Origin of the sequence: Natrinema sp. H-ect1 (genome assembly GCF_041821105.1) — an archaeon.
Taxonomy (GTDB): Archaea; Halobacteriota; Halobacteria; order Halobacteriales; family Natrialbaceae; genus Natrinema; species Natrinema thermotolerans.
Map to the genome: position 1 here is coordinate 675,893 of NZ_JBGUBA010000002.1, position 18,723 is coordinate 694,615.

The 18,723-nt window shown below is 61.7% G+C and carries 17 protein-coding genes and 1 tRNA gene; 9 read left to right on the top strand and 9 right to left on the bottom strand.

All coding sequences use genetic code 11. The annotated features are described in order from the left end of the window. Window positions 1-109: 109 nt before the first annotated feature. The 3 genes from ACERIM_RS07675 to ACERIM_RS07685 form a co-directional block, all read right to left on the bottom strand. A complete protein-coding gene (locus tag ACERIM_RS07675; RefSeq protein WP_006651036.1) occupies window positions 110-2,590 on the bottom strand; it encodes a cbb3-type cytochrome c oxidase subunit I in 2,481 nt (826 codons plus the stop codon). Then, window positions 2,590-3,579: a cytochrome c oxidase subunit II gene (gene coxB / locus ACERIM_RS07680; protein WP_006651037.1), complete on the bottom strand. Its 990-nt coding sequence runs from the start codon at window positions 3,577-3,579 to the stop codon at window positions 2,590-2,592. The genes ACERIM_RS07675 and coxB overlap by 1 nt, the downstream gene beginning before the upstream one ends. Window positions 3,580-3,906: 327 nt before the next feature. Then, window positions 3,907-4,347 (bottom strand): hypothetical protein, encoded by a 441-nt coding sequence (locus ACERIM_RS07685; protein ID WP_373631922.1) that lies wholly within the window; start codon window positions 4,345-4,347, stop codon window positions 3,907-3,909. A 59-nt stretch (window positions 4,348-4,406) separates the two neighbouring features. Here ACERIM_RS07685 and ACERIM_RS07690 point away from each other — a divergent pair, with 59 nt between their 5' ends. Further along, a complete protein-coding gene (locus ACERIM_RS07690) occupies window positions 4,407-5,042 on the top strand; it encodes an adenylate kinase (RefSeq protein ID WP_373631923.1) in 636 nt (211 codons plus the stop codon). A 5-nt stretch (window positions 5,043-5,047) separates the two neighbouring features. On the opposite strand, the gene ACERIM_RS07695 is transcribed toward ACERIM_RS07690, so the two are convergent. After that, a complete protein-coding gene (locus tag ACERIM_RS07695) occupies window positions 5,048-6,508 on the bottom strand; it encodes a hypothetical protein (protein WP_006651040.1) in 1,461 nt (486 codons plus the stop codon). Window positions 6,509-6,802: 294 nt separating this feature from the next. Between ACERIM_RS07695 and ACERIM_RS07700 the strand changes: the two genes are divergently transcribed. From ACERIM_RS07700 to ACERIM_RS07720, 5 genes are all read left to right on the top strand, one after another. Beyond that, window positions 6,803-7,741, top strand: coding sequence for a DUF106 domain-containing protein (locus ACERIM_RS07700; protein ID WP_373631924.1), 939 nt, complete (start codon window positions 6,803-6,805; stop codon window positions 7,739-7,741). Window positions 7,742-7,842: 101 nt separating this feature from the next. Continuing rightward, the gene (cmk, locus tag ACERIM_RS07705) at window positions 7,843-8,421 is read left to right on the top strand and encodes a (d)CMP kinase (RefSeq protein WP_006179983.1); all 579 of its coding nucleotides are present in this window, start codon (window positions 7,843-7,845) and stop codon (window positions 8,419-8,421) included. Then, complete coding sequence (locus ACERIM_RS07710) at window positions 8,418-9,326, top strand: RNA-guided pseudouridylation complex pseudouridine synthase subunit Cbf5 (protein ID WP_373631925.1); 909 nt, start codon at window positions 8,418-8,420, stop codon at window positions 9,324-9,326. The genes cmk and ACERIM_RS07710 overlap by 4 nt, the downstream gene beginning before the upstream one ends. 73 nt (window positions 9,327-9,399) lie before the next feature. Next, window positions 9,400-9,470, top strand: a tRNA-Pro gene (locus ACERIM_RS07715). Between the two features lie 207 nt (window positions 9,471-9,677). Further along, window positions 9,678-9,917, top strand: coding sequence for a hypothetical protein (locus tag ACERIM_RS07720; protein ID WP_373631926.1), 240 nt, complete (start codon window positions 9,678-9,680; stop codon window positions 9,915-9,917). Between the two features lie 431 nt (window positions 9,918-10,348). Here the strand turns inward: ACERIM_RS07720 and ACERIM_RS07725 are convergent, their stop codons facing one another. The 4 genes from ACERIM_RS07725 to ACERIM_RS07740 form a co-directional block, all read right to left on the bottom strand. Next, window positions 10,349-10,792, bottom strand: coding sequence for a type IV pilin (locus tag ACERIM_RS07725; protein ID WP_373631927.1), 444 nt, complete (start codon window positions 10,790-10,792; stop codon window positions 10,349-10,351). 4 nt (window positions 10,793-10,796) lie between these two features. Continuing rightward, complete coding sequence (locus tag ACERIM_RS07730) at window positions 10,797-11,195, bottom strand: type IV pilin (RefSeq protein ID WP_373631928.1); 399 nt, start codon at window positions 11,193-11,195, stop codon at window positions 10,797-10,799. 74 nt (window positions 11,196-11,269) lie between these two features. Next, window positions 11,270-11,647 (bottom strand): type IV pilin, encoded by a 378-nt coding sequence (locus tag ACERIM_RS07735; RefSeq protein ID WP_373631929.1) that lies wholly within the window; start codon window positions 11,645-11,647, stop codon window positions 11,270-11,272. 471 nt (window positions 11,648-12,118) lie between these two features. Continuing rightward, entirely contained in the window at window positions 12,119-12,307 is a 189-nt protein-coding gene (locus tag ACERIM_RS07740; RefSeq protein WP_373631930.1) for a hypothetical protein, read from the bottom strand. Window positions 12,308-13,179: 872 nt separating this feature from the next. Here ACERIM_RS07740 and ACERIM_RS07745 point away from each other — a divergent pair. Together ACERIM_RS07745 and ACERIM_RS07750 are read left to right on the top strand one after the other, a co-directional pair. Next, complete coding sequence (locus ACERIM_RS07745; RefSeq protein WP_373632017.1) at window positions 13,180-13,602, top strand: type IV pilin; 423 nt, start codon at window positions 13,180-13,182, stop codon at window positions 13,600-13,602. A 356-nt stretch (window positions 13,603-13,958) separates the two neighbouring features. Next, the gene (locus tag ACERIM_RS07750; protein WP_373631931.1) at window positions 13,959-14,234 is read left to right on the top strand and encodes a HalOD1 output domain-containing protein; all 276 of its coding nucleotides are present in this window, start codon (window positions 13,959-13,961) and stop codon (window positions 14,232-14,234) included. A gap of 59 nt (window positions 14,235-14,293) precedes the next feature. Here the strand turns inward: ACERIM_RS07750 and ACERIM_RS07755 are convergent, their stop codons facing one another. Continuing rightward, window positions 14,294-15,646: a hypothetical protein gene (locus tag ACERIM_RS07755; RefSeq protein WP_373631932.1), complete on the bottom strand. Its 1,353-nt coding sequence runs from the start codon at window positions 15,644-15,646 to the stop codon at window positions 14,294-14,296. Window positions 15,647-15,811: 165 nt separating this feature from the next. On the opposite strand from ACERIM_RS07755, the gene ACERIM_RS07760 reads away from it, so the two are divergent. Further along, window positions 15,812-18,634, top strand: a complete 2,823-nt coding sequence (locus ACERIM_RS07760) for an ATP-dependent helicase (protein WP_373631933.1) — start codon at window positions 15,812-15,814, stop codon at window positions 18,632-18,634. The last annotated feature ends 89 nt before the right edge of the window (window positions 18,635-18,723 follow it).

Consider the following 18,723-nt stretch of genomic DNA (forward strand, 5'->3'; position numbering starts at 1 on the left):
ACTTGCCAATCGGTACCGGCGACAGGAAGCATCGAGACTGCACGATTGCCCGTAAGCGTTCGAACGCAAAATCACGACCGCACGGCGAAAGCCCGCGTCGGCGCGGGCCTTACATCAGGTAGAACAGCGGGAACAGGAAGACCCAGACGATGTCGACGAAGTGCCAGTAGAGTCCGAAGGACTCGACGGGCGCGTGGTCCTCAAGGTAGGCATCGACCGAGAGGACACGGTAGATCATGAACAGCGCGACCAGAACCCCGAGGATGACGTGCAGGGCGTGGAGCCCGGTCGTCACGAAGTACAACGAGTACTCGATCCCGCTGAACCAGTAGTGACCGTCAGCGAACTTGCTGCTGTACTCGAAGGCCTTGACGCCCATGAACACGAGGGCAAGCAGGACCGTCGCGCTCAGCGCGCCGAGCAGTCCCTTCTTGTTCTCGCGCTCGGCCATCACGTGTGCGAGGATGACCGTGAAACTCGAGGTCAGCAGGACGTAGGTGTTGAACAGGCCGGCCTCGGTGATGGCATCGAGATGCCATGCGTCCCAGCCCATGTGGATGCGCATGAAGAGATACGCTCCGATGGCGGCACCGAAGACGACGACGTCCGAGGCCAGGAAGACCCAGACGCCCATCTTCTGGTTGCTGACGCCGCCAAAGGGCCAACGTTCGGCGACCGCCATCTCGGGTGCGTCGAACTGTTCGCGGCCGAACTGGAACAGCGAGACCCCGAGCATCACCACTCCGAGAACCATGAGGGCCGGATAGATGATGTTCTGTGCGGGTGCCGAATCGAGCGTCACGAAGTTACCGACCTCGCTGTGGATATGCGACTCGACGAACGAGAAGACGTACGGCGTGATACCGCTGAGTCCGAGGAAGAACGTAAACGTCGCGACACCGATACCGAGCGGCCAGATACTGGCGTGGTCGGCGTGTTCCTCCTCGTGGCTCGTCGCTGCACTGGTCGCTTCCTGTGCGACGCCGCCGTCGGTCGCGGTCGCAGTGTCGTCGACGAACTCGAGGCGGCCGCTGGCGTAGCTGGGGCGGTCGGTCCAGTTCTCGAGCGGTGGTGGTGATGGGATCGCCCACTCTGCGGTCCGGGAGTAGGTCCACGGGTTATCGGGCGCGTCGGGGCCGGAGATCAGGCTCTTCCCGAGCGTGTAGAACATGATCAGGAACGAAGCCCCGAACACGAACGCCCCGACGGTCGCCAGCTGGTGGTAGAGCTGTGCGCCCTCGCCGTAGTGGAAGACGCGACGCGGCGTCTCCCAGGCCATGAACATCGGGAAGTACAGCAGATTGAACCCGATGAAATAGACGGCGAAGTTGAGCTTTCCGAGCCGTTCGGAGTACATCTTCCCGGAGATCTTGGGCCACCAGTAGTAGATGCCGCCCATCAGTGCCGTGACGCCCGAGACCATCACGTAGTGGAAGTGAGCGACGACCCAGTAGGTGCCACGGAACTCGTAGTCCAGCACGACGGCGCCGAGGAACACGCCCGTGATACCACCAAGGATGAACAACACGAGCGCGCCAAGCGAGAACAGGAACGGCGTCGTAAAGCGGACTCGCCCCTTGACCATCGTGTAGATCAGCGCGAAGACCATCAGGTCGAAGGGTAACGAGATCCCGATCGTTGTCGCCATGAACAGGGTCTTGATCGGGAGGTTGATCGTCGACAGGAACATGTGGTGCATCCAGACGAGGAACGACTGCACGGCCACGAGGACCATCGCGATGATGACCCACTTTCGGCCGACGAGTCGGCGTCCGGTAAACGTCTGGAACGTCTCGAACATGATCCCCAGAGCCGGGAAGAAGACGATATACACCTCCGGATGGCCGAAGAACCAGAAGATATGTGCCCACAGCAGGCTCGAGCCCTGATCAGTCGCGAAGTACTGCGTGAGGAACAGCCGATCGACCGAAAGCAGTAGCACGGCTGCCAGCAGTGCTGCGAACGCAAACAGCATCATCCAAGCGGTCAGCAGCCACGACCACGAGAACATCGGCATGTTCCATAGACCGAGTCCTTCCGCACGGGATCGGTGCATCGTAGTCAGGAAGTTCACCGTCCCTATCGTGATGGAGATACAGAACAAGACCAAGCCAAGGACCATTGCGTTACCGCCGGTCATCGCCTCCATCGCCGGGGTATAGGTCGGCACGTTCAGTGGAGCATACATCGTCCAGCCGCCGGAGAACGAGCCACCCTGGAAGAACGAAATCCCCATCAGAATGCCAGAGAACAGGTAAAACCAGTAGCTCAGCGCATTCAGTCGGGGGAACGCGAGGTCCTTCGCACCGATTTGGAGCGGCACGAAGTAGTTAGCGAAGCCGCTTGCGATCGGCGAGAGGAACCAGAAGACCATGATGAGTCCGTGTCCGGAAACGGCCTGGTAGTACTGGTCGTTCGTCAGCAGTCCGGTGCCGCCGGTCTTCCACAGGTGTGCGCGAAACAGCAGCGCAAGGAGGCCACCGAACAGCAGGAAGAACATCGCCGTCGTCAGATAGAGGATACCGACGTCTTTGTGGTTGGTCGTGACCAGCCACCGCTTGATCGACCGTTTCGGCGGAAGGTCACCCATCAGTTCTCACCTCCGTCGTTCGCTTCGCTTGCATTGCTTTCACTCTCGTTCATCTCGAGCGTGTAGGTCTCGTCGACCGGACCAGTCATGTCGAACTGGTCTTCGACCGTCTCGAACTGCCCGTTGGTCGACTCGATCGTCACGTTGTATTGGCCGGCCTGTTCGATGTCGGTGATCTCGATCGTGCCGTTGTCGAACTCCTCGGCCGTGAAGCTGCGGTCCTCGATAGAGTCGTTCTCCTGATGCTCGAGGGTCATCTCGTAGCCCTCGGTGACTCGGGATTCGTTTCCATCGACCATGGTGAACTGCATCGTCAGCTGGTTGTCCATCCACTGGTCGTACTCGTCTTCGGACATCACATTGAGCGTCCCGACCATCGAGGTGTGGTACTCGCCACAGAGTTCGAAACACTCGATCTCGGATTCGCCGGGTTCATCGGCCTGGAACCACGTCTTGTCGTATTCGCCGGGGATCGCGTCGGCTTTCACCCGTTGATCGGGTATGCCGAAGTTGTGCCAGACGTCACCCGACGTTACCTGCAACCAGACACGGTCTCCCGCGGGCACTCGCAACGTTCCACTTGCCTCGATCCCGTTCTCGTACTCGTAGAACCAGGCGAAGCCTTCTCCGGTAACTTCGACCTCGATCGAATCCTGCGCGCCGTCAGTGCCCGGATCCTCGACGTACAGCAACATCCCGTACGTCCAGATCACCAGCGAAATGACGATGACGGCGCTGATGCCGAACGAGAGAAACAGTTTCTTGCCGCCCTTTCCGCCCGTCGGTAACTCCCCGACCGATGGCAGATCCTCGTCGTCGCCCGCAGGCTCGCCGGTGTCGCGGTACTTGTACGCGTTGTACAAAGTGTACGCGACCACGACGATGCCGACGAGCGTCCCGAGTCCGAGGAATACCAGGAAGATATTCTCGAACACGTCGACGCGGGTCCGCTGCATCGGTGCGATGAGTGCGCTGTAGAGTGTGTTCATCTCTTTTGAATGCCGGTTATATGTCGGAGGATGATTGCTGAGGGCACTTATCTATTTGGAAACCGCCCGACTGATACGGTCTGGCGGTCGCAACGTCCGACCCCTGTTTCGGGCGACGACACGACCACCAACTGTCTCGATTCATCACTGTGGGGTTGGGCCCGATACCCTTCTTTCTATCGCCGATAGACCGCCATCGTGTCTTGCTGGCCACATGTTACTCTTCGACATGTGGCTTTTGGCGAACTTGTTCGCTTCCAGTGCCGGAGGGGACGCGAAACGGAGCCGATCAAACCGGGATGCGGCAGCTTCAGTTCTCGCCCGCGCTTATATTTCGACCACCCAGACCCGAACCGTCGACGGCAGCTCGTACACCTCGAGGAAGACGTCATCGAGAAACTGTGCGATCCGGTTCGGATCCGCTTTCGCGCTGATCCGAACATTGACTCCCTCGGCCTCCTCGGGACGGTGGAGATCGTCGATCTTGAACGCGGGGAACGCCTCGAGGCGGGACTTTACCGACTCGAGTTCCGCGTCGGTACAGTCGAGGTTGATCGTCCCGTCACCGAACTGAATCCAGGGGACGCCCGGATCGGTGGTCGCCTCGTCGGTCGTGGTGTCTTCCGCTCCCGATCCAGCGTCGGCCTCGAGTGCGCTCTCGTCGACCTCGAAGGTACAAAACGCGCTGTTTCGCTCACGATGAGCGGTGATGGCGTCGACGTACAGTTTCCGTCGCTCGGCGGGTTCGGCGGCGTCGAAGCGGGTCATACACCGACGGACGTGCCCGATTCTTTAAGACTTTATGTGACGCCCGTAAACGGTGTCGTATGGCACAGCCACGAATCCTGATCCTCGGTGCGCCCGGGGCAGGGAAGGGCACCCAGAGTGCAAAGATCACCGAGGAGTTCGGCGTCGATCACATCACGACCGGCGACGCGCTGCGATCGAACAAGGAGATGGACATCTCCGACATGGACACCGAGTACGACACGCCCGGCGAATACATGGACCAGGGCGAACTCGTCCCCGACGACGTCGTCAACGCGATCGTCGACGAAGCACTCAGCCAGGCCGACGGCTTCGTCCTCGACGGCTACCCGCGGAACATAGAGCAGGCCGAGGAACTCGAGGACATGACCGACCTCGACGTCGTCCTCTATCTCGACGTGGGCGAGGAGGAACTCGTCCACCGGCTGACCGGCCGGCGACTCGACCCCGAGACGGGCGACATCTACCACGTCGAGTACAACCCGCCGGAAGACCCCGAAGTGGAGGAACGACTCGAGCAGCGCGACGACGACACAGAGGAGACGGTCCGCGAGCGGCTGTCGGTCTTCCACGAGAACACCGAACCGGTCATCGAGTACTACGACGAGCAGGGCGACTTAGAGCGGATCGACGGCGAGCAGGCCCCCGATGCGGTCTGGGACGAAGTCAAGGCAACGATCGAAGACGCCGCGTAACCGGTTCACGCGTTTTTCACGTCAAGTTCGTAGACGGCGACGTTCAAGTGGGTAAGCCCCGGTGGGAGGACGTATCCCGACGGGTAGGCGTTCGGCTCGTATCCACTGAGGGAAGCGTCGTATTCGAAGTCCGACGCGCTCGCCTGGTTTCCGATCGACGTCCCGACGAACGAGCCGTCGAATTCAGCGTTGTTGCCGACACATGCTTGCATATCTTTACATTCTTTTGAGTTGTAATTCCCATCGAAATCGGACTCGTTACCGCCGGCAGCGTATATGATCCCCTCGAACTTCGAACCTCCTTTCGCACCGATGTCGACCGACGTATCCGATCTGCCGTATACCTGGAGCTGTTTCGCATCGACTTCCGAGTCGTCGTCGTTCGCACAGTCATCGACGCACATCTCACCACCAGCGATGGTTAAATCCCCCGTTGTGTACACTTTTAGATGGCGGTCCTGACCGCTCGCGTTCTTCCAGTTCGACACTTCGAACCTGCTTTTGTCGATCGTGATGTCCCCATCGACGACCAGCGTCGCGTTTCCGTTCGACAGGTCGAACTGCACGTCGTTGGTGGCGGAGACACCCTCCGCGAAGTACGTCCCGTCTTCGAACGTCCCCTCGGATCCGTCGATCACCCACGGGCCGGTATCCGCATCCGCTGCCCACGTTCGGTTTTCGGTGGTGTTTGACTGTTCTACGACGTCGTCGATCACGGAGTTGATCGCCGGCATCGTCGTCCCCTTGCTGTAATCGTCGATCGCATCGTGTTTGTCGTTGATCTCGCCGGAGACAGTGACGCCGTTATCGAACGCACCGTCTAGCTCTTGGACGCCGAGTTCGATCTTGACGTACCCGGTATCACCGCTAAGCGACGTGACGTTTTGGACGGACGCGTCACCGACTTCTTCCTCGAAGTACAGTGCCCAGCCGCGGTAGTACTTGCTCGTGATCTCGAGCGTGACGGTATCATCCTCGACGACGGTCGCGTTTCGGATCGGATCCGTGCTGTTGTGGCGGATGTCTACCTCGCCCGAACTGAGTTCACGTTCGCCACTGACAGTTGTCACGGGCAACGAGAGGGTTTGTTCTTCAGCGCTGTAGGCGATAGACGGTTGCGAAATCATCCGCGTCTGATTACCCGTCTCTCGCCAGACGCCGCCGGCCTGATAGGCGACGATGCTCCCGTCGTCGCCCTCGTATTCGATCGACCCCATCGTGAGGGTCTCGTTGACGTTTCTCGCTTTGATCGTAATCTCGCCGGTCGCAGTCCTCGTAACTGCCCCCTTCTGGCCGGCATCGAACGTCATCGACTTCGGTGCATCGCCGTCTTTCGATACCGTCGCCATCTGTTTGCTCAACTCGACAAACGCCTGTTCGACGCGTTCGCTTTCGGCCTGCTGTTCCGTGCTGGTCATAACGTCCCCGGCGACGAGCAGAATGCCGATGCTGATCGTTGCGACCATTCCGATCAGCAATACAAGCGCGAGTATCGCGCTCTGTCCCCGCTGTGACGGAGCGGCCGGTCCGTCAGCTCTTCGGAAGCCCATTTATACACTCTACCCGTTTGGGAAACCTTATGATAAAACGTTCGACCGATCAAACTGTTTATCTCGGTCCGAACTCGACGAATGGAGTTGCCGAGACGTTGAGAGTGTCCCGTCGTCGGTATGGCTCACCGATCGGCCGATTGCCAGTTCGTCCTCGTGGGAGTACCGAAGAAAAACACTTGTATAGCCGACGTGCCCTAGCCCAAGCAGATGACGCGTACAGCCGAAAAGATCGACGCCCTCGTCCGCGAGGATTCCTCGATGGCGGCAGCCCTCGAGGCCATCCGCGAGGAAGCCGACAGGAACGGCGGCGAGGTTCAATGGGCCGACGTCAGCGATGACCTGACGAGCGGCCAGTGGGGGCGATTGATCGAAAAAGGCGTTCTAGTCGACGGCGACGACGGGTTCGAAATCGCCGACCGCGAGGCCTTCGACCGGGCGCTCGACGGCGACGGTGACGGCGGGGGCGCGGCCGCCGACATCGAGATCGACGAGGAGGCATCGAGCTGGTCGCAGTGGGACAAACTCGCCGGCGTCGGCGCATTGCTGTTGATGCCCGGCTACTGGTTCGACTCGATCCGCAACGTCGTCGGGAGTACGCTCGACCTCGCGCTCGGACCCCTCGACGCGGCGTTGCCGTTTTACGCCGTGATCCTCTCGGTTGCACTGATCACCGGCCTCTACTCCTCGCTGCTCCAGGCGAACCTGATGAACCCCGAGATCATGGCGAAATATCAGGAACGGATGAAAGCCGTTCAGGAAGAGCAGAAGGACCTCCGACAGGAGAAAAAGGAGGCCGAGGAACGCGGCGCGAGCGAGGCCGAGATCGAACGCCTCGAGAACGAGATCGAACGCGCACGCGAAGAGCAGATGGAAGCCATGGCCGACAACCTCGGCATGTTCAAAGAGCAGTTCCGGCCGATGGTCTGGATCATGCTCTTTACGATCCCGATGTTCCTGTGGATGTACTGGAAGATGTACGGCGGGATCAGCAGCGAGATAGTCGTTATCCCGCTCGCCGGCGAGGTCTCGTGGGGCGACCGCTTGCAGGGATTCATCCCAGTGTGGCTCTTCTGGTACTTCCTGTGTTCGATGGCCTGCAATCAGCTTATCCGGAAAGCACTGGACATCAACATGTCCCCGTCGTAGCCCGGCCGCACCGCGCTTCGGATCGAACGCCCACCGTCGTCGGAATTCCGCCGACAGCGGAGACGAAAAGTCTCATTAGTGCCACCCTCCCCAGATAAGGTATGTTACTCACCGTCTCCGGCCCGCCGGGTAGCGGGAAGAGTACGACCGCGGAGTTGCTCGCCGACGCCTTCGATCTCGACCACGTCAGCGGCGGCGACATCTTCCGCGAACTCGCCGACGAGCGGGGGTATACCCCACTCGAGTTCAACAAACTCGCCGAGGAAAACGACGAGATCGATCGCGACCTCGACCGGCGACTGCGAGAGATCGCCGTCGAGGAGGACGATCTGGTCCTCGAGTCGCGACTCGCCGGCTGGCTGGCCGGCGACCAGGCCGACTTCCGGTTCTGGCTCGACGCACCGGCGCGAGTCCGCGGCGAACGTATCGCCGAGCGCGAGGAGAAGGACCCGGCCCGGGCAACCGAGGAGACGAAGGCCCGCGAGGCCAGCGAGGCCCAGCGCTATCAGGAGTACTACGGCATCGATATCCGGGACCTGACGATCTACGATCTATCGGTGAACACGGCCCGCTGGGAGCCCGAGGCGGTCCTCGATATGCTCGTCACCGCCGTCGAACGCTACGCGGCCAACGGCGACGAGGGGAAAGCACGCGTCGAACTCGAGAACGGCTTCGAATGAGCCTCCGTGGCCCACCGGCGGAGCGATCGCCCGCCGAGTTACTCACCTTCGGCGTCGTCAATCTCGATAAGCCGCCCGGTCCGTCCTCACATCAGGTCAGCGGGTGGCTTCGCGACGCGGTCGCGGAGACGCTCGCCGATCGCGGGGCAGCGGCGACGATCGATCGTGCCGCCCACGCGGGGACGCTCGATCCCAAAGTGACCGGCTGCCTGCCGGTCATGCTCGGCGATGCGACCCGCCTCGCACAGGTGTTTCTCGAGGGGGCAAAGGAGTACACTGCCGTCCTCGAGTGCCACGCGCCGGTGCCGGCCGACGCGGAATCTGTCGTCGCCGAGTTCGAGGGGCCGATCTATCAGAAGCCGCCGCGGAAAAGCGCCGTTGCGCGTCGCCTGCGCGTGCGCGAGATCTACGATCTCGAGGTCCTCGAGGCCGAGGACCGTCGGCTCCTGTTGCGGATCCGCTGTGAGAGCGGCACCTACGTCCGCAAACTGTGTCACGATCTGGGGCTGGCGCTTGGCACCGGCGGGCACATGGGCCACCTGCGTCGGACCGCCACTGATCCGTTCGACGATCGGACGCTGCACTCGGCCCACGACTTCCTCGACGCGCTGGCCTTCTGGGTCGAGGACGACGACCCAGAGCCGCTGTTCGACGTCGTCGACCCCGCCGAACGCATCCTCGAGGGGATCCCCAGTGTCGTGGTCGCGGAGTCGGCCGCCCGTGAAATCGCACAGGGCGCGCCGGTCTACGGCCCTGGCGTCATCGAGGCCGACGACGGGATCGAGCAGGGGTCGCTGGTCGCCTGTTACACGCCCGACGACGCAGCGGTCTGTCTGGGCGAACTGGTCGCGAGCCCGGACGCCGACGAGGGCGTCGTCGTCGACCTCGAGCGGGTCCTCGTCTAGAGGTACGAAACCGGGTACCGCACCGCCTTCGAAACGACACCCTTAAGCAGCAGACGGCCATCGGTTCACGTGCGGGACCGTGGGGTAGTGGTATCCTCTGCGGATGGGGTCCGTAGGACCCGAGTTCAATTCTCGGCGGTCCCACTTTTCGTGACGCAACGAACGAGAGAGCGACGCGACCGCCGTGACGTGAGGAGCGAAACGTGGGAGCAGAGAACGGCTTTGCCGTGACCGTGGTCCCACTCGAAATTTTCCAAGTGTTCAACTCTTAGCGGCTCATGCCTCTGAGACGGCCGAAAATCCAATTCTCGGGTTTGGGATATTACCACGTAGCCGACAGGCCGTCAGGAGGTGGTCGGCGTGACGGTCGCACCGTGGCCATCGGTTGACCACTCGACGTGCCAGCATTGCGGAGCCCACGTCACGGACCGGTTCCGACGCGTCTTCGGTGACGACGAGGATCGGGCCCATCGGTGTGGTGACTATGATACGTACGCCCGACTGAGCCGCGGCTCCGCTGCTGGTGTCGACGTGGCGGTCCCCGATCCGGAAACATCCGAGGGTCGTCACGGGGGTGAGGCCGATGCGTAGTGGGTTCGTCCGGGCGAGCAAACTGTACGATGTCGAGAATCGGACGCCCATCGCCCATCCGGCTCATCAAGCGACCGACACCGATGTTCGACAGGCGCTCGAGAGTCGAGAGGTTCGGGTACAGCATCCGTGATTCACTTCGCCACTGAGGCTCGGACCGCCGCTTGATCACGAGCCCGTAACAAGTCTCGTCGTCGCGTTCGGACCGAAAACTAGTGCGTTCTCGCCGGTGTCGCCGTCGGTGATTGGTCGGAGTATACCGGCTAACTGTCCGATTTTCGCATCCCGGTGGTGGAGGTCGCTCGGGACGTACGACGGACGAGGGCTCGAATATCTGTAATCCTGATCGGTAGTTCCGAGACTATCTATCAATTATTGACTGATATGAAGGGTGAAATGAAGGTTTCGAGAAGAGAGTTGGAATTTAAAGATTAGACGTGGTCATCGAACTGAGTGAGAACCGACTCACTACCTTCAACCACACCAATAATTTGGATAGTCTCACCAGAACAATCAATGTCCCCACTAGAAGCTGAACCGTAGTATGCTACGGCTGTGGCCCCTGCAGAGTCAAAGTTGCTACTACCATCATCGTATTTGCTACCACTACCACTACCACATTTAACATAGAGGTCGTCAGCTCGTTCAATGCTGTTCACTGTGATTGTTACCTTCTCATTGCTGGCGTCATGGTCAAATTGAATACCTGCCTGTGCATTGGCAGTCTGACCTTGTCCAAGGTCAAGCACGAATGCCGCAATCACAGCTGCGAGAATAACTGTGATAGCGACCATAAGTATCACACCAATAACGGGTGATACCGCGCGTTCATCTTCACTTCCGACCAGTTTCGGTTTGATGTTTGGGATATACATTATATTATCCCCACTCTTCTTCGGTTATGACATTCTGGCTACCATCGACTTCGCCAATTACTTGGATAGTCACTGAACTACCCTGTGTGTCACACTTTGGACTACTCGCACCGGAGTAGCTGAAGGACCCACTATCATCACCTATAGCGATTGTCTCTGATGAACCAGCAGATGGATTTAGACTAGATGCTGACTTCCCAAAACCATCAGAAGATTTACATCCGGACTGGCTGACCCAAATGTCATCAGCACGGCTGACTGAGTTAACAGTCACCACAAGCTGATTATTTGACGTGTCCTTGTCGAACTGGATACCTGCCTGTGCATTTGCACTTTGACCTTGTCCAAGATCAAGGACGAAAGCTGCAATGACTGCCGCCAGAATGACAGTAATTGCAACCATCAGTATCACTCCAATCACAGGAGAGACTGCACGCTCATTTGATTCGTTCGGCTCCGGCTTACTAATCCCGTTCATCATAGCGACTGAATGACTGCCTCGTTACCAGACTCAGTAACCCCAACGACATTCTCTCCCGATGAGCAAGTGAACGTCCCACCGGCAGAAGTTGCGTACTCACCACTGAAGCTACCTCCAGAGTAGCTCCCACCATTGCTGCAATACACGCCTTGCGTGTTGGAGCCAAGATTGTTTAGTGTAACCTCGCTGTTAGCTTCGTCAAACTGAATACCCGCTTGTGGATTCGCCTCTTGACCCTGCCCCAGGTCAAGCACGAATGCCGCGATCACAGCCGCGAGAATGACGGTGATCGCGACCATCAGGATCACGCCGATAACTGGTGATACTGCCCGTTCGTCTTCGTTTCCGATCAATTTCGATCTGTATTGTGTCAAATCTATGTGTACCACAGCACCGCTGTAAACGGTCGGAAGGACTATGCGAAGTGGTGTGGTACCACTTCATGCGCGTAGGGGGATTGGGAATCTTTGACCAACCCGACGCGCCTTCCTGCCGTTCCGTTTGGTGCTTGTAGTCAGGACGCAACTGCTACCATATATAGATAAAGGTTCGTGAGCTTCTCGTGAACTGATACGGGTTTCAAAACTGAAAATCAGCGGGTGCTATCCGGGCTACAGCGTCGTCTTGAAAGCGACTCCGTCTTGCGATCTCACTACTGATTCGAAGATGGTTCGAATTTGACGGTTCGGAATCACGTCCACCTCTGAACTGGGACGTACCGCTGCTCGACAACGGATTTGCCCAGACGTACGCTGGTAGGACCTATGAAGACCCGTGAACCGCTGTGCTGGATTATCAGGCGAAAATTTACGCGATAAATTCTGAATAGCCGTCGGCCGACCGCCCTACCGTCCGGAGCCGGCGTTGCCCGCGAGCAGATCGGGCGCGACGGGACAGCCACACGGGGCAGCGATACCCGGACCGGGGCCGGAGACGGTCACGAGCCAGACGGGGCGGCCACAGCGGGGGCAGTCGGGGACCGACCACTCGTCGTCGGGTCCGTCGCCCCCGCTTGAGGGCCGGTCCTCACCCATGGTTAGCCCCACGGGTGGAAGTTGCTGCTGGTTGTCGGGGTTGATTCCACCGTCGTGCGGGACGTTTATATCCCGCTAGAACGAACTCGAGCATGGCTTTCGAATCCCCTTGCAGGGTTGGAAGCCACGTCTCGGGTGTTCCTGCACCCGGGGCATTTCGACGCGTGCCCCCCGTTGCGTTCGCGATTGGAGACCGGCTTCCGTTCGGATTGTTATCACGAGATGGCTTATATCTACTGCTAGCGGCGGGGAATTTGGATTGAGCCACCGGAGAGCGCCCGATCGCTGCCGTTCCAGTGAGCCGTGTCCATTGCTCGCTCGAGAGCGAGAGGTCGCCGCTTCGGTCGTGCCGACCTGCCACGACTACTCGTGATTTGACCGCTCGTGTTCGAGACGCCGCCGTCCGTCCATCACGTTTCGAGTCGATCGTCGGCTGCGTGGCTTCAAGCCCGTACTGTAGCCGCTCCAGTGGTCCCTGATTATCACGGATGAAAACGCCCGGACCGTATCGCTCGGCCGGATTCCTATCACGATCTGGTACCTATATGGGGCTTCCACCGATGGGATACACTCGCAGCCGTCACGGGCGGTCTCGACCGACAGCGCTCGAGCGGGGGTTCGACCGCGATTGCTCGAGGCCGACACGGATTCGAGCAGGAGGACCGTCCGGGGGCTGCGGGGTGGGTGGAAAATGGGGGACGTGGCGATCGATTCGGGTGGAACAGGTGGCGACAGCGGTTGGTGGGTGCCAACGGTGATCGACGCCGTACCGCGCTACCGACACCGTCGCAGCCCGACGCGAGCCGGGGTGGGCTCGCGGGCCATGCGACGACTCGATCCAGGGGTGGGTCGATGACTAGCGGCGACAGTCCATCACGACGGGCGGACGACCGGGGGTAAGCCCGGTCGTCTCGACCGTTCTCATGGTTGTGGTCGTCATCGTCTTGGCGGCCGCCATCGGGACGTCTTTCCTCGGCTTCGGCGACCCGCTCGATAGGGGTGCCCGCGCCTCGATCGACACCGAGGTCACGAGCGGCACCGCCGACGGCTCGGTGACGGTGATCGTCCTCGATATGGGCTCGAGCGACCGCGTTGAGATCACGGCCGAAACCAGCGGTGACGACATCACCGACGGCACGACGACGAACTCGGCGATCGAACGGACCGTCACGGAAAGCGGCGAGCGGCTCACTGTCGAAGAGGGGCCCACGGGGGATACTACGATCGAATTCACCGGTGTCGCGTACACGTCGCGCTCGGAGTCGATCGTCCTCGAGCGGGAGATCACGATCTGAGCGGCGACGACCTCTCGAACCGCTGACCGAGCCGACCGAAAGAATACAACTGCGACGCCCGGAAGCGTGACCGAACGGCCGTCGTGACGCCCAAGAGACGGCCGCTCGACGGTGGGTGGAATGCCTCTGACAGCCCACTGGTGCCGGGCGGCCGTGACACCAGCTCCGCTGGGCTATATACGTGTAAGGAGAACGGGTATAAACGTATTTGGGATTTCTACCTCCGGTGATGCGTTCGGATACAATCGCTCGAGTGGGCCACCACTGACACAAATCTGAGGTATGTCTGACGTGAGTCTGCCGTGTGTCAGCAAAGGATCGAGGGGCTTATTTACATCGTCGTTGGCCGCTGACATATGCCCACGACGGTTCCGACCAGCATTCGGGTTGTACAGGGGGTGGCGGCGCGCGAAGGTGTCGATCCGATCGATCTCGAGCCGCCATTGCATGCGGTCGTCGACACCGACGCACTGGACACGCTATGTCGGTCGGTCGACGACCGGTCGCGGACACCGGTCGCCGTCGAGTTCTCCTATCACGGCCATCGTGTCCACATCGACGACTCGGGCGAGATAGAATTTTCCGCGGACGTCTCGACCGCGGAATCGACGGCGGGCGAAAACGAGGACTGATCCGGAACGGGACGCTCACAGCACCGGTTCTCGGGAGGTACCGAACGCGGCTGTAGCGACTACTCCACTGCGACGGACGTTGTGTCCGGTGTGAACAGGGACTCTCCCAGATAACCCCAGTCGTCGAAGTCCCGGTCGCCGCCGCCGGTGGAGAAGCCGTAGTAGTCGCTCGGCGCGTTGTAGTTCATCACGCTCGGGTACTGTGCAAAGGCGTACTGATCGGAGTCGATTCCTTCGAAGTTCCCGTTGGAGAGACCGAGCGAGTGACCGAGTTCGTGCATCGCCGTCGATCCGGTCTCGTGGCGTTCGGGCTGGGCCTCGACCATCATGGTCCCCAGCGTCGCTTTTCCAATGACGTTCGTCGTCGCCGTCCCGCCCGCCACGTCGTTGACGATCACCAGGTAGTGATACCCCGCACCCGAGCCGTCGAAGTACTGGGACCGATACCGCGTCAGGTCGTCGACGTCCGTCACGTCCTCTCGGGGCAGCGTCTCGTCGAAGACGAGATGGAGGTCCACGCCGGTCGATCCGTCCGGGTTGTCGAGCGGGGCGTCCGCGAACCGGTCGACGATCCGGTCGCGTTCCGCCGTCGAGAGATCGGTCCCCGCCATGGTGTCTATCTCGACGTAGACGTCCGTCCGAAGCGGGTCCGCGTCGGGGAGTCGGTCCTCTCGGTGGATCTCCGTGCCGTCCTCGAGGCCGTCGCCGTCGGTGTCCGGATCGGTCGGATCCGTGTCGTACTCGTCGACCTCGGCACCGTCGTCCAACCCGTCACCGTCGGTATCGGCCGCGGTCGGATCGGTCCCGTGTAAGTGCCGCTCCATGCCGTCCTCGAGCCCGTCGCCGTCCGTATCCGGATCGGTCGGGTCGGTGCCGTACTCACGGCGTTCCGCGGCGTCGTTCAGCCGGTCGTCGTCCGTGTCGCTGTCGTGGGGGTCCGTGCCAGCCTCGACCTCGAGGCCGTCCGTGAGGCCGTCGTCGTCCGTATCTGCGACCGTGGGATCGGTCTCGTACTCGCCGACCTCGACACTGTCGTCCAGCCCGTCGCCGTCCGTATCGGCCGCGGTGGGGTCGGTCCCGTACTCGTCGAGTTCCGCGTCGTCGTCGAGGCCGTCGCCGTCCGTGTCGGTCGCCGTCGGATCGGTCCCGTACTCGTTCACCTCAGTGCCGTCCTCGAGCCCGTCGCCGTCGGTATCGACCGCAGTCGGATCCGTTCCCAACCGGCTCTCCACGTCGTCGTCGAGGCCGTCACCGTCGGTGTCGGCCTCGAGCGGTGCGGTCCCGTCCCGGACCTCTGCGACGACCGACCGCCCGTCGCCGTCGAGGTCGACGACCGTCGTTCCCGCCACGACCCCCGCGGTGAGCAGGCCGATGACGAGAACGAGGGCGGTCAGGGCTCGCGACGATAGCATTTCCTGACAGTCACGAACGAGGGGATATCTGTGTTGTGGCTCCCCCGTGACTGCCATCGGCCATCGGCTCCCGGCGCGACTGCCGTCGGCGCGGTCCCTGCCAGCGGTTTCACTTTCACTGCGCCGTCCAAACCCTCTTACACGCCGCCCCCTGAGACGACGAGCATGGACGGGAACGACGGCCTCGAGTTGCCGGTCGCCGACGCCGAGTTGCCCTTCGATCCCGACACCACGACGATCGCCGACCGCGACGTCTTCGACTCGCTCGAGCCCGCCGTCCAAGAGTGGTGGCTCGAGGAGTTCGGCGAGTTCGTCCCCGAGAACGGCGGCTTCTTCACGCCGCCACAGCGGGGCGCGATCCCGAACGTCCACGCGGGGACGAACACGTTGATCTGTGCGCCGACGGGGTCGGGCAAGACCCTCGCGTCGTTTACCGCGATCATCGACGAACTCTACCGGCGCGACCGCGAGTCGTCCGACGTCGACGGACGAAGTCCGTCTGCTCGGGAGACGGCGTCTCCCGGTGGCCTCGAGAACTCCGTCTACTGTCTCTACGTCTCGCCGCTCAAATCGCTGGCCAACGATATCCACCGCAACCTGACGGTGCCCCTCGAGGGGATCGAATCCGTCGTCGACCGACGCGACGGCGAGGGGATGGGCGAGATCCGCCACGCCATCCGTCACGGCGACACCGACGACAGCGAGCGCCAGAAGATGCTCGAGGAGACGCCCCACATCCTCAACACGACCCCCGAGACGCTCGCCATCTTGCTCAACTCGCCGAAGTTCCGCGAGAAGCTCCGCACCGTCGAGTACGTCATCGTCGACGAGATCCACTCGCTGGCCGCGGGGAAACGCGGTACCCACCTCTCGGTCAGCCTCGAGCGGCTCGAGTCGATGGCCCATGGCGAGATCACCCGGATCGGCTGCTCGGCGACGATCGAACCGCTCGAGGAGGTCGCGGAGTTTTTGGTCGGCTGCCGGGAGCCCGGTGGGTCCGCCCGCGACTACGAGATCGTCGACGCCCGCTTCGCCCGCGAGTTCGACATCGAACTCGAGTGTCCGACCGACGACCTGATCAACACGCCCCGCGAGGTCGTCCAGGACCGGTTCTACCGGATGCTCCACGATCATATACAGGCCCACACGAACACGCTCGTGTTCACCAACACCCGCTCGGGGGCCGAGTGGGTCCTGCACAACCTCCGCGAGCGGTTCGACGCCTACGACGAGGGAAACTCCGGCTGCCACCACGGCAGCCTCTCGAAGGAGGTCCGACAGGACATCGAGGGCCGCCTGAAGTCGGGCGACCTCGACGTCGTCACCTCCTCGACCAGCCTCGAGCTGGGGATCGACATGCCCCACGTCGACCTCGTGGTCCAGGTCGGCTCGCCCAAATCGGTCGCCGCCCTGCTCCAGCGGGTCGGCCGCGCGGGCCACCGCGTCGGCCAGACCGTCACCGGCCGCGTGATCGCGCTCGACCGGGACGAACTCCTCGAGTGTGCGGTCATGCTCACAAAGGCCGAAGAGGGCTTCGTCGACTCGGTGTCGATCCCCGAAAACGCCCAGGACGTGGCCGCCCAGCACGTCTACGGGATGGCCATCGCCGAGATCCGCCCCGAGGCCGACCTAAAGGCGACGCTCCGCCGCGCGTATCCCTACCGGAACTACACCGAGGCGGAGTACGAGTCGCTCATGCGCTATCTCACCGCCGACTACGCCGGCTTAGAGGAGAAAAACGTCTACGCGAAAGTCTGGCGCGACGAGAACGACCCGCCCGACGGCCAGCACCACCACGAGGCGTTCCCCGTCGGCGAGCCCCTGATCGGCAAGCGCGGCCGCCTCGCGCGAGTCATCTACATGACCAACATCGGGACGATCCCGGACTCCTTTACCTGTGATGTCTACACGCGCGCGAGCGACGAGTGGGTCGGCCAACTCGACGAGAACTACCTCGACACTCTCGAGAAAGGCGACGTCTTCGTCCTCGGGGGCGACCACTTCGAGTTTCGCTACCGCAGAGGCTCGAAAGTCTACGTCGACCGGACGAGCGCGCGCCCGACCGTCCCCTCGTGGTACTCCGAACGCCTGCCGCTGTCGTACGATCTCGGCCGCGAGATCCTTACGTTTCAGGGGGAACTCCTCGAGCGCTACGCGGCCGGCGGGCCGCCGCGGGTCCGCGCGTGGCTCCGGGAGTTCCCGCTCGACGACGACAGCGTGCGCGCGATCGCTCGCCTGTTCGACCACCAGTGTCGATACGCCGGCTCCGAAAGCGTCAGCACGCCCGACCAGCTCGCCGTCGAGGTCGTCCGCGACCGCGAGGAGTACGAGCGCCACTACTACGTCCACTCGACGTACGGCCGGAAGGTCAACGACGGCTTCTCCCGGCTGCTGGCCTACCGCTGCGCGCAGGAGGCGACGGCCAACGTCCGCGTCGCGGTCGCGGACAACGGCTTCGTCCTCTCGATGCCGCTCAATCGCAAGGTCGACCTCGAGGGGATCCTCGCCGACCTCGAGGCCGACCAGGTCCGGGACGATCTCCGGGCCTCGCTGTCGGGGACCGACCTGCTCCAGCGGTACTTCCGGATCAACGCGACCCGCGCGCTGATGATCCTCAAACGCTACAAGGGCTACGAGAAGTCGGCGAGCGAACAGCAGGTCTCCAGCGAGATGCTGCTTGGCTTCGCCGAGGATCTCGAGGACTTTGCGGTAATCGAGGAGACCTACCGCGAGATCCTCGAGGACAAACTCAACGTCGCCGAAATCGAGGCCATCGTCGCCGCCATCGACGCGGGCGGGATCGAACTCACCCGGCAGCCGCTTGACTCGCCGACGCCGCGAGCCTTCGGGCTGGCCACGCTATCGGCAAGCGACGTCGTCCTCGCCGAGGACGAGAGCGCGGCCCTCCAGTCGTTCCACGAGCGGGTCCTCGAGGAGATCGGCGAGGAGTCGCTGGCGGGGATTACCACCGGATCGGACGAGGAGTAGCGATCCGCCCGGACGGTCGATGGAACTGCGTGCCCGCCGTCGTTCGGCGATCGAGTTAACAGCGGTAGTCTGCTCCCAAACTGACTTTA

Coding starts and splice junctions, on each gene's coding strand:
- ACERIM_RS07675 (WP_006651036.1), bottom strand. CDS start 2,590: ATGGGTGACCTTCCGCCGAAACGGTCGATCAAGCGGTGGCTGGTCACG.
- coxB (WP_006651037.1), bottom strand. CDS start 3,579: ATGAACACACTCTACAGCGCACTCATCGCACCGATGCAGCGGACCCGC.
- ACERIM_RS07685 (WP_373631922.1), bottom strand. CDS start 4,347: ATGACCCGCTTCGACGCCGCCGAACCCGCCGAGCGACGGAAACTGTAC.
- ACERIM_RS07690 (WP_373631923.1), top strand. CDS start 4,407: ATGGCACAGCCACGAATCCTGATCCTCGGTGCGCCCGGGGCAGGGAAG.
- ACERIM_RS07695 (WP_006651040.1), bottom strand. CDS start 6,508: ATGGTCGCAACGATCAGCATCGGCATTCTGCTCGTCGCCGGGGACGTT.
- ACERIM_RS07700 (WP_373631924.1), top strand. CDS start 6,803: ATGACGCGTACAGCCGAAAAGATCGACGCCCTCGTCCGCGAGGATTCC.
- cmk (WP_006179983.1), top strand. CDS start 7,843: ATGTTACTCACCGTCTCCGGCCCGCCGGGTAGCGGGAAGAGTACGACC.
- ACERIM_RS07710 (WP_373631925.1), top strand. CDS start 8,418: ATGAGCCTCCGTGGCCCACCGGCGGAGCGATCGCCCGCCGAGTTACTC.
- ACERIM_RS07725 (WP_373631927.1), bottom strand. CDS start 10,792: ATGTATATCCCAAACATCAAACCGAAACTGGTCGGAAGTGAAGATGAA.
- ACERIM_RS07730 (WP_373631928.1), bottom strand. CDS start 11,195: ATGGTTGCAATTACTGTCATTCTGGCGGCAGTCATTGCAGCTTTCGTC.
- ACERIM_RS07740 (WP_373631930.1), bottom strand. CDS start 12,307: ATGGGTGAGGACCGGCCCTCAAGCGGGGGCGACGGACCCGACGACGAG.
- ACERIM_RS07750 (WP_373631931.1), top strand. CDS start 13,959: ATGCCCACGACGGTTCCGACCAGCATTCGGGTTGTACAGGGGGTGGCG.
- ACERIM_RS07755 (WP_373631932.1), bottom strand. CDS start 15,646: ATGCTATCGTCGCGAGCCCTGACCGCCCTCGTTCTCGTCATCGGCCTG.
- ACERIM_RS07760 (WP_373631933.1), top strand. CDS start 15,812: ATGGACGGGAACGACGGCCTCGAGTTGCCGGTCGCCGACGCCGAGTTG.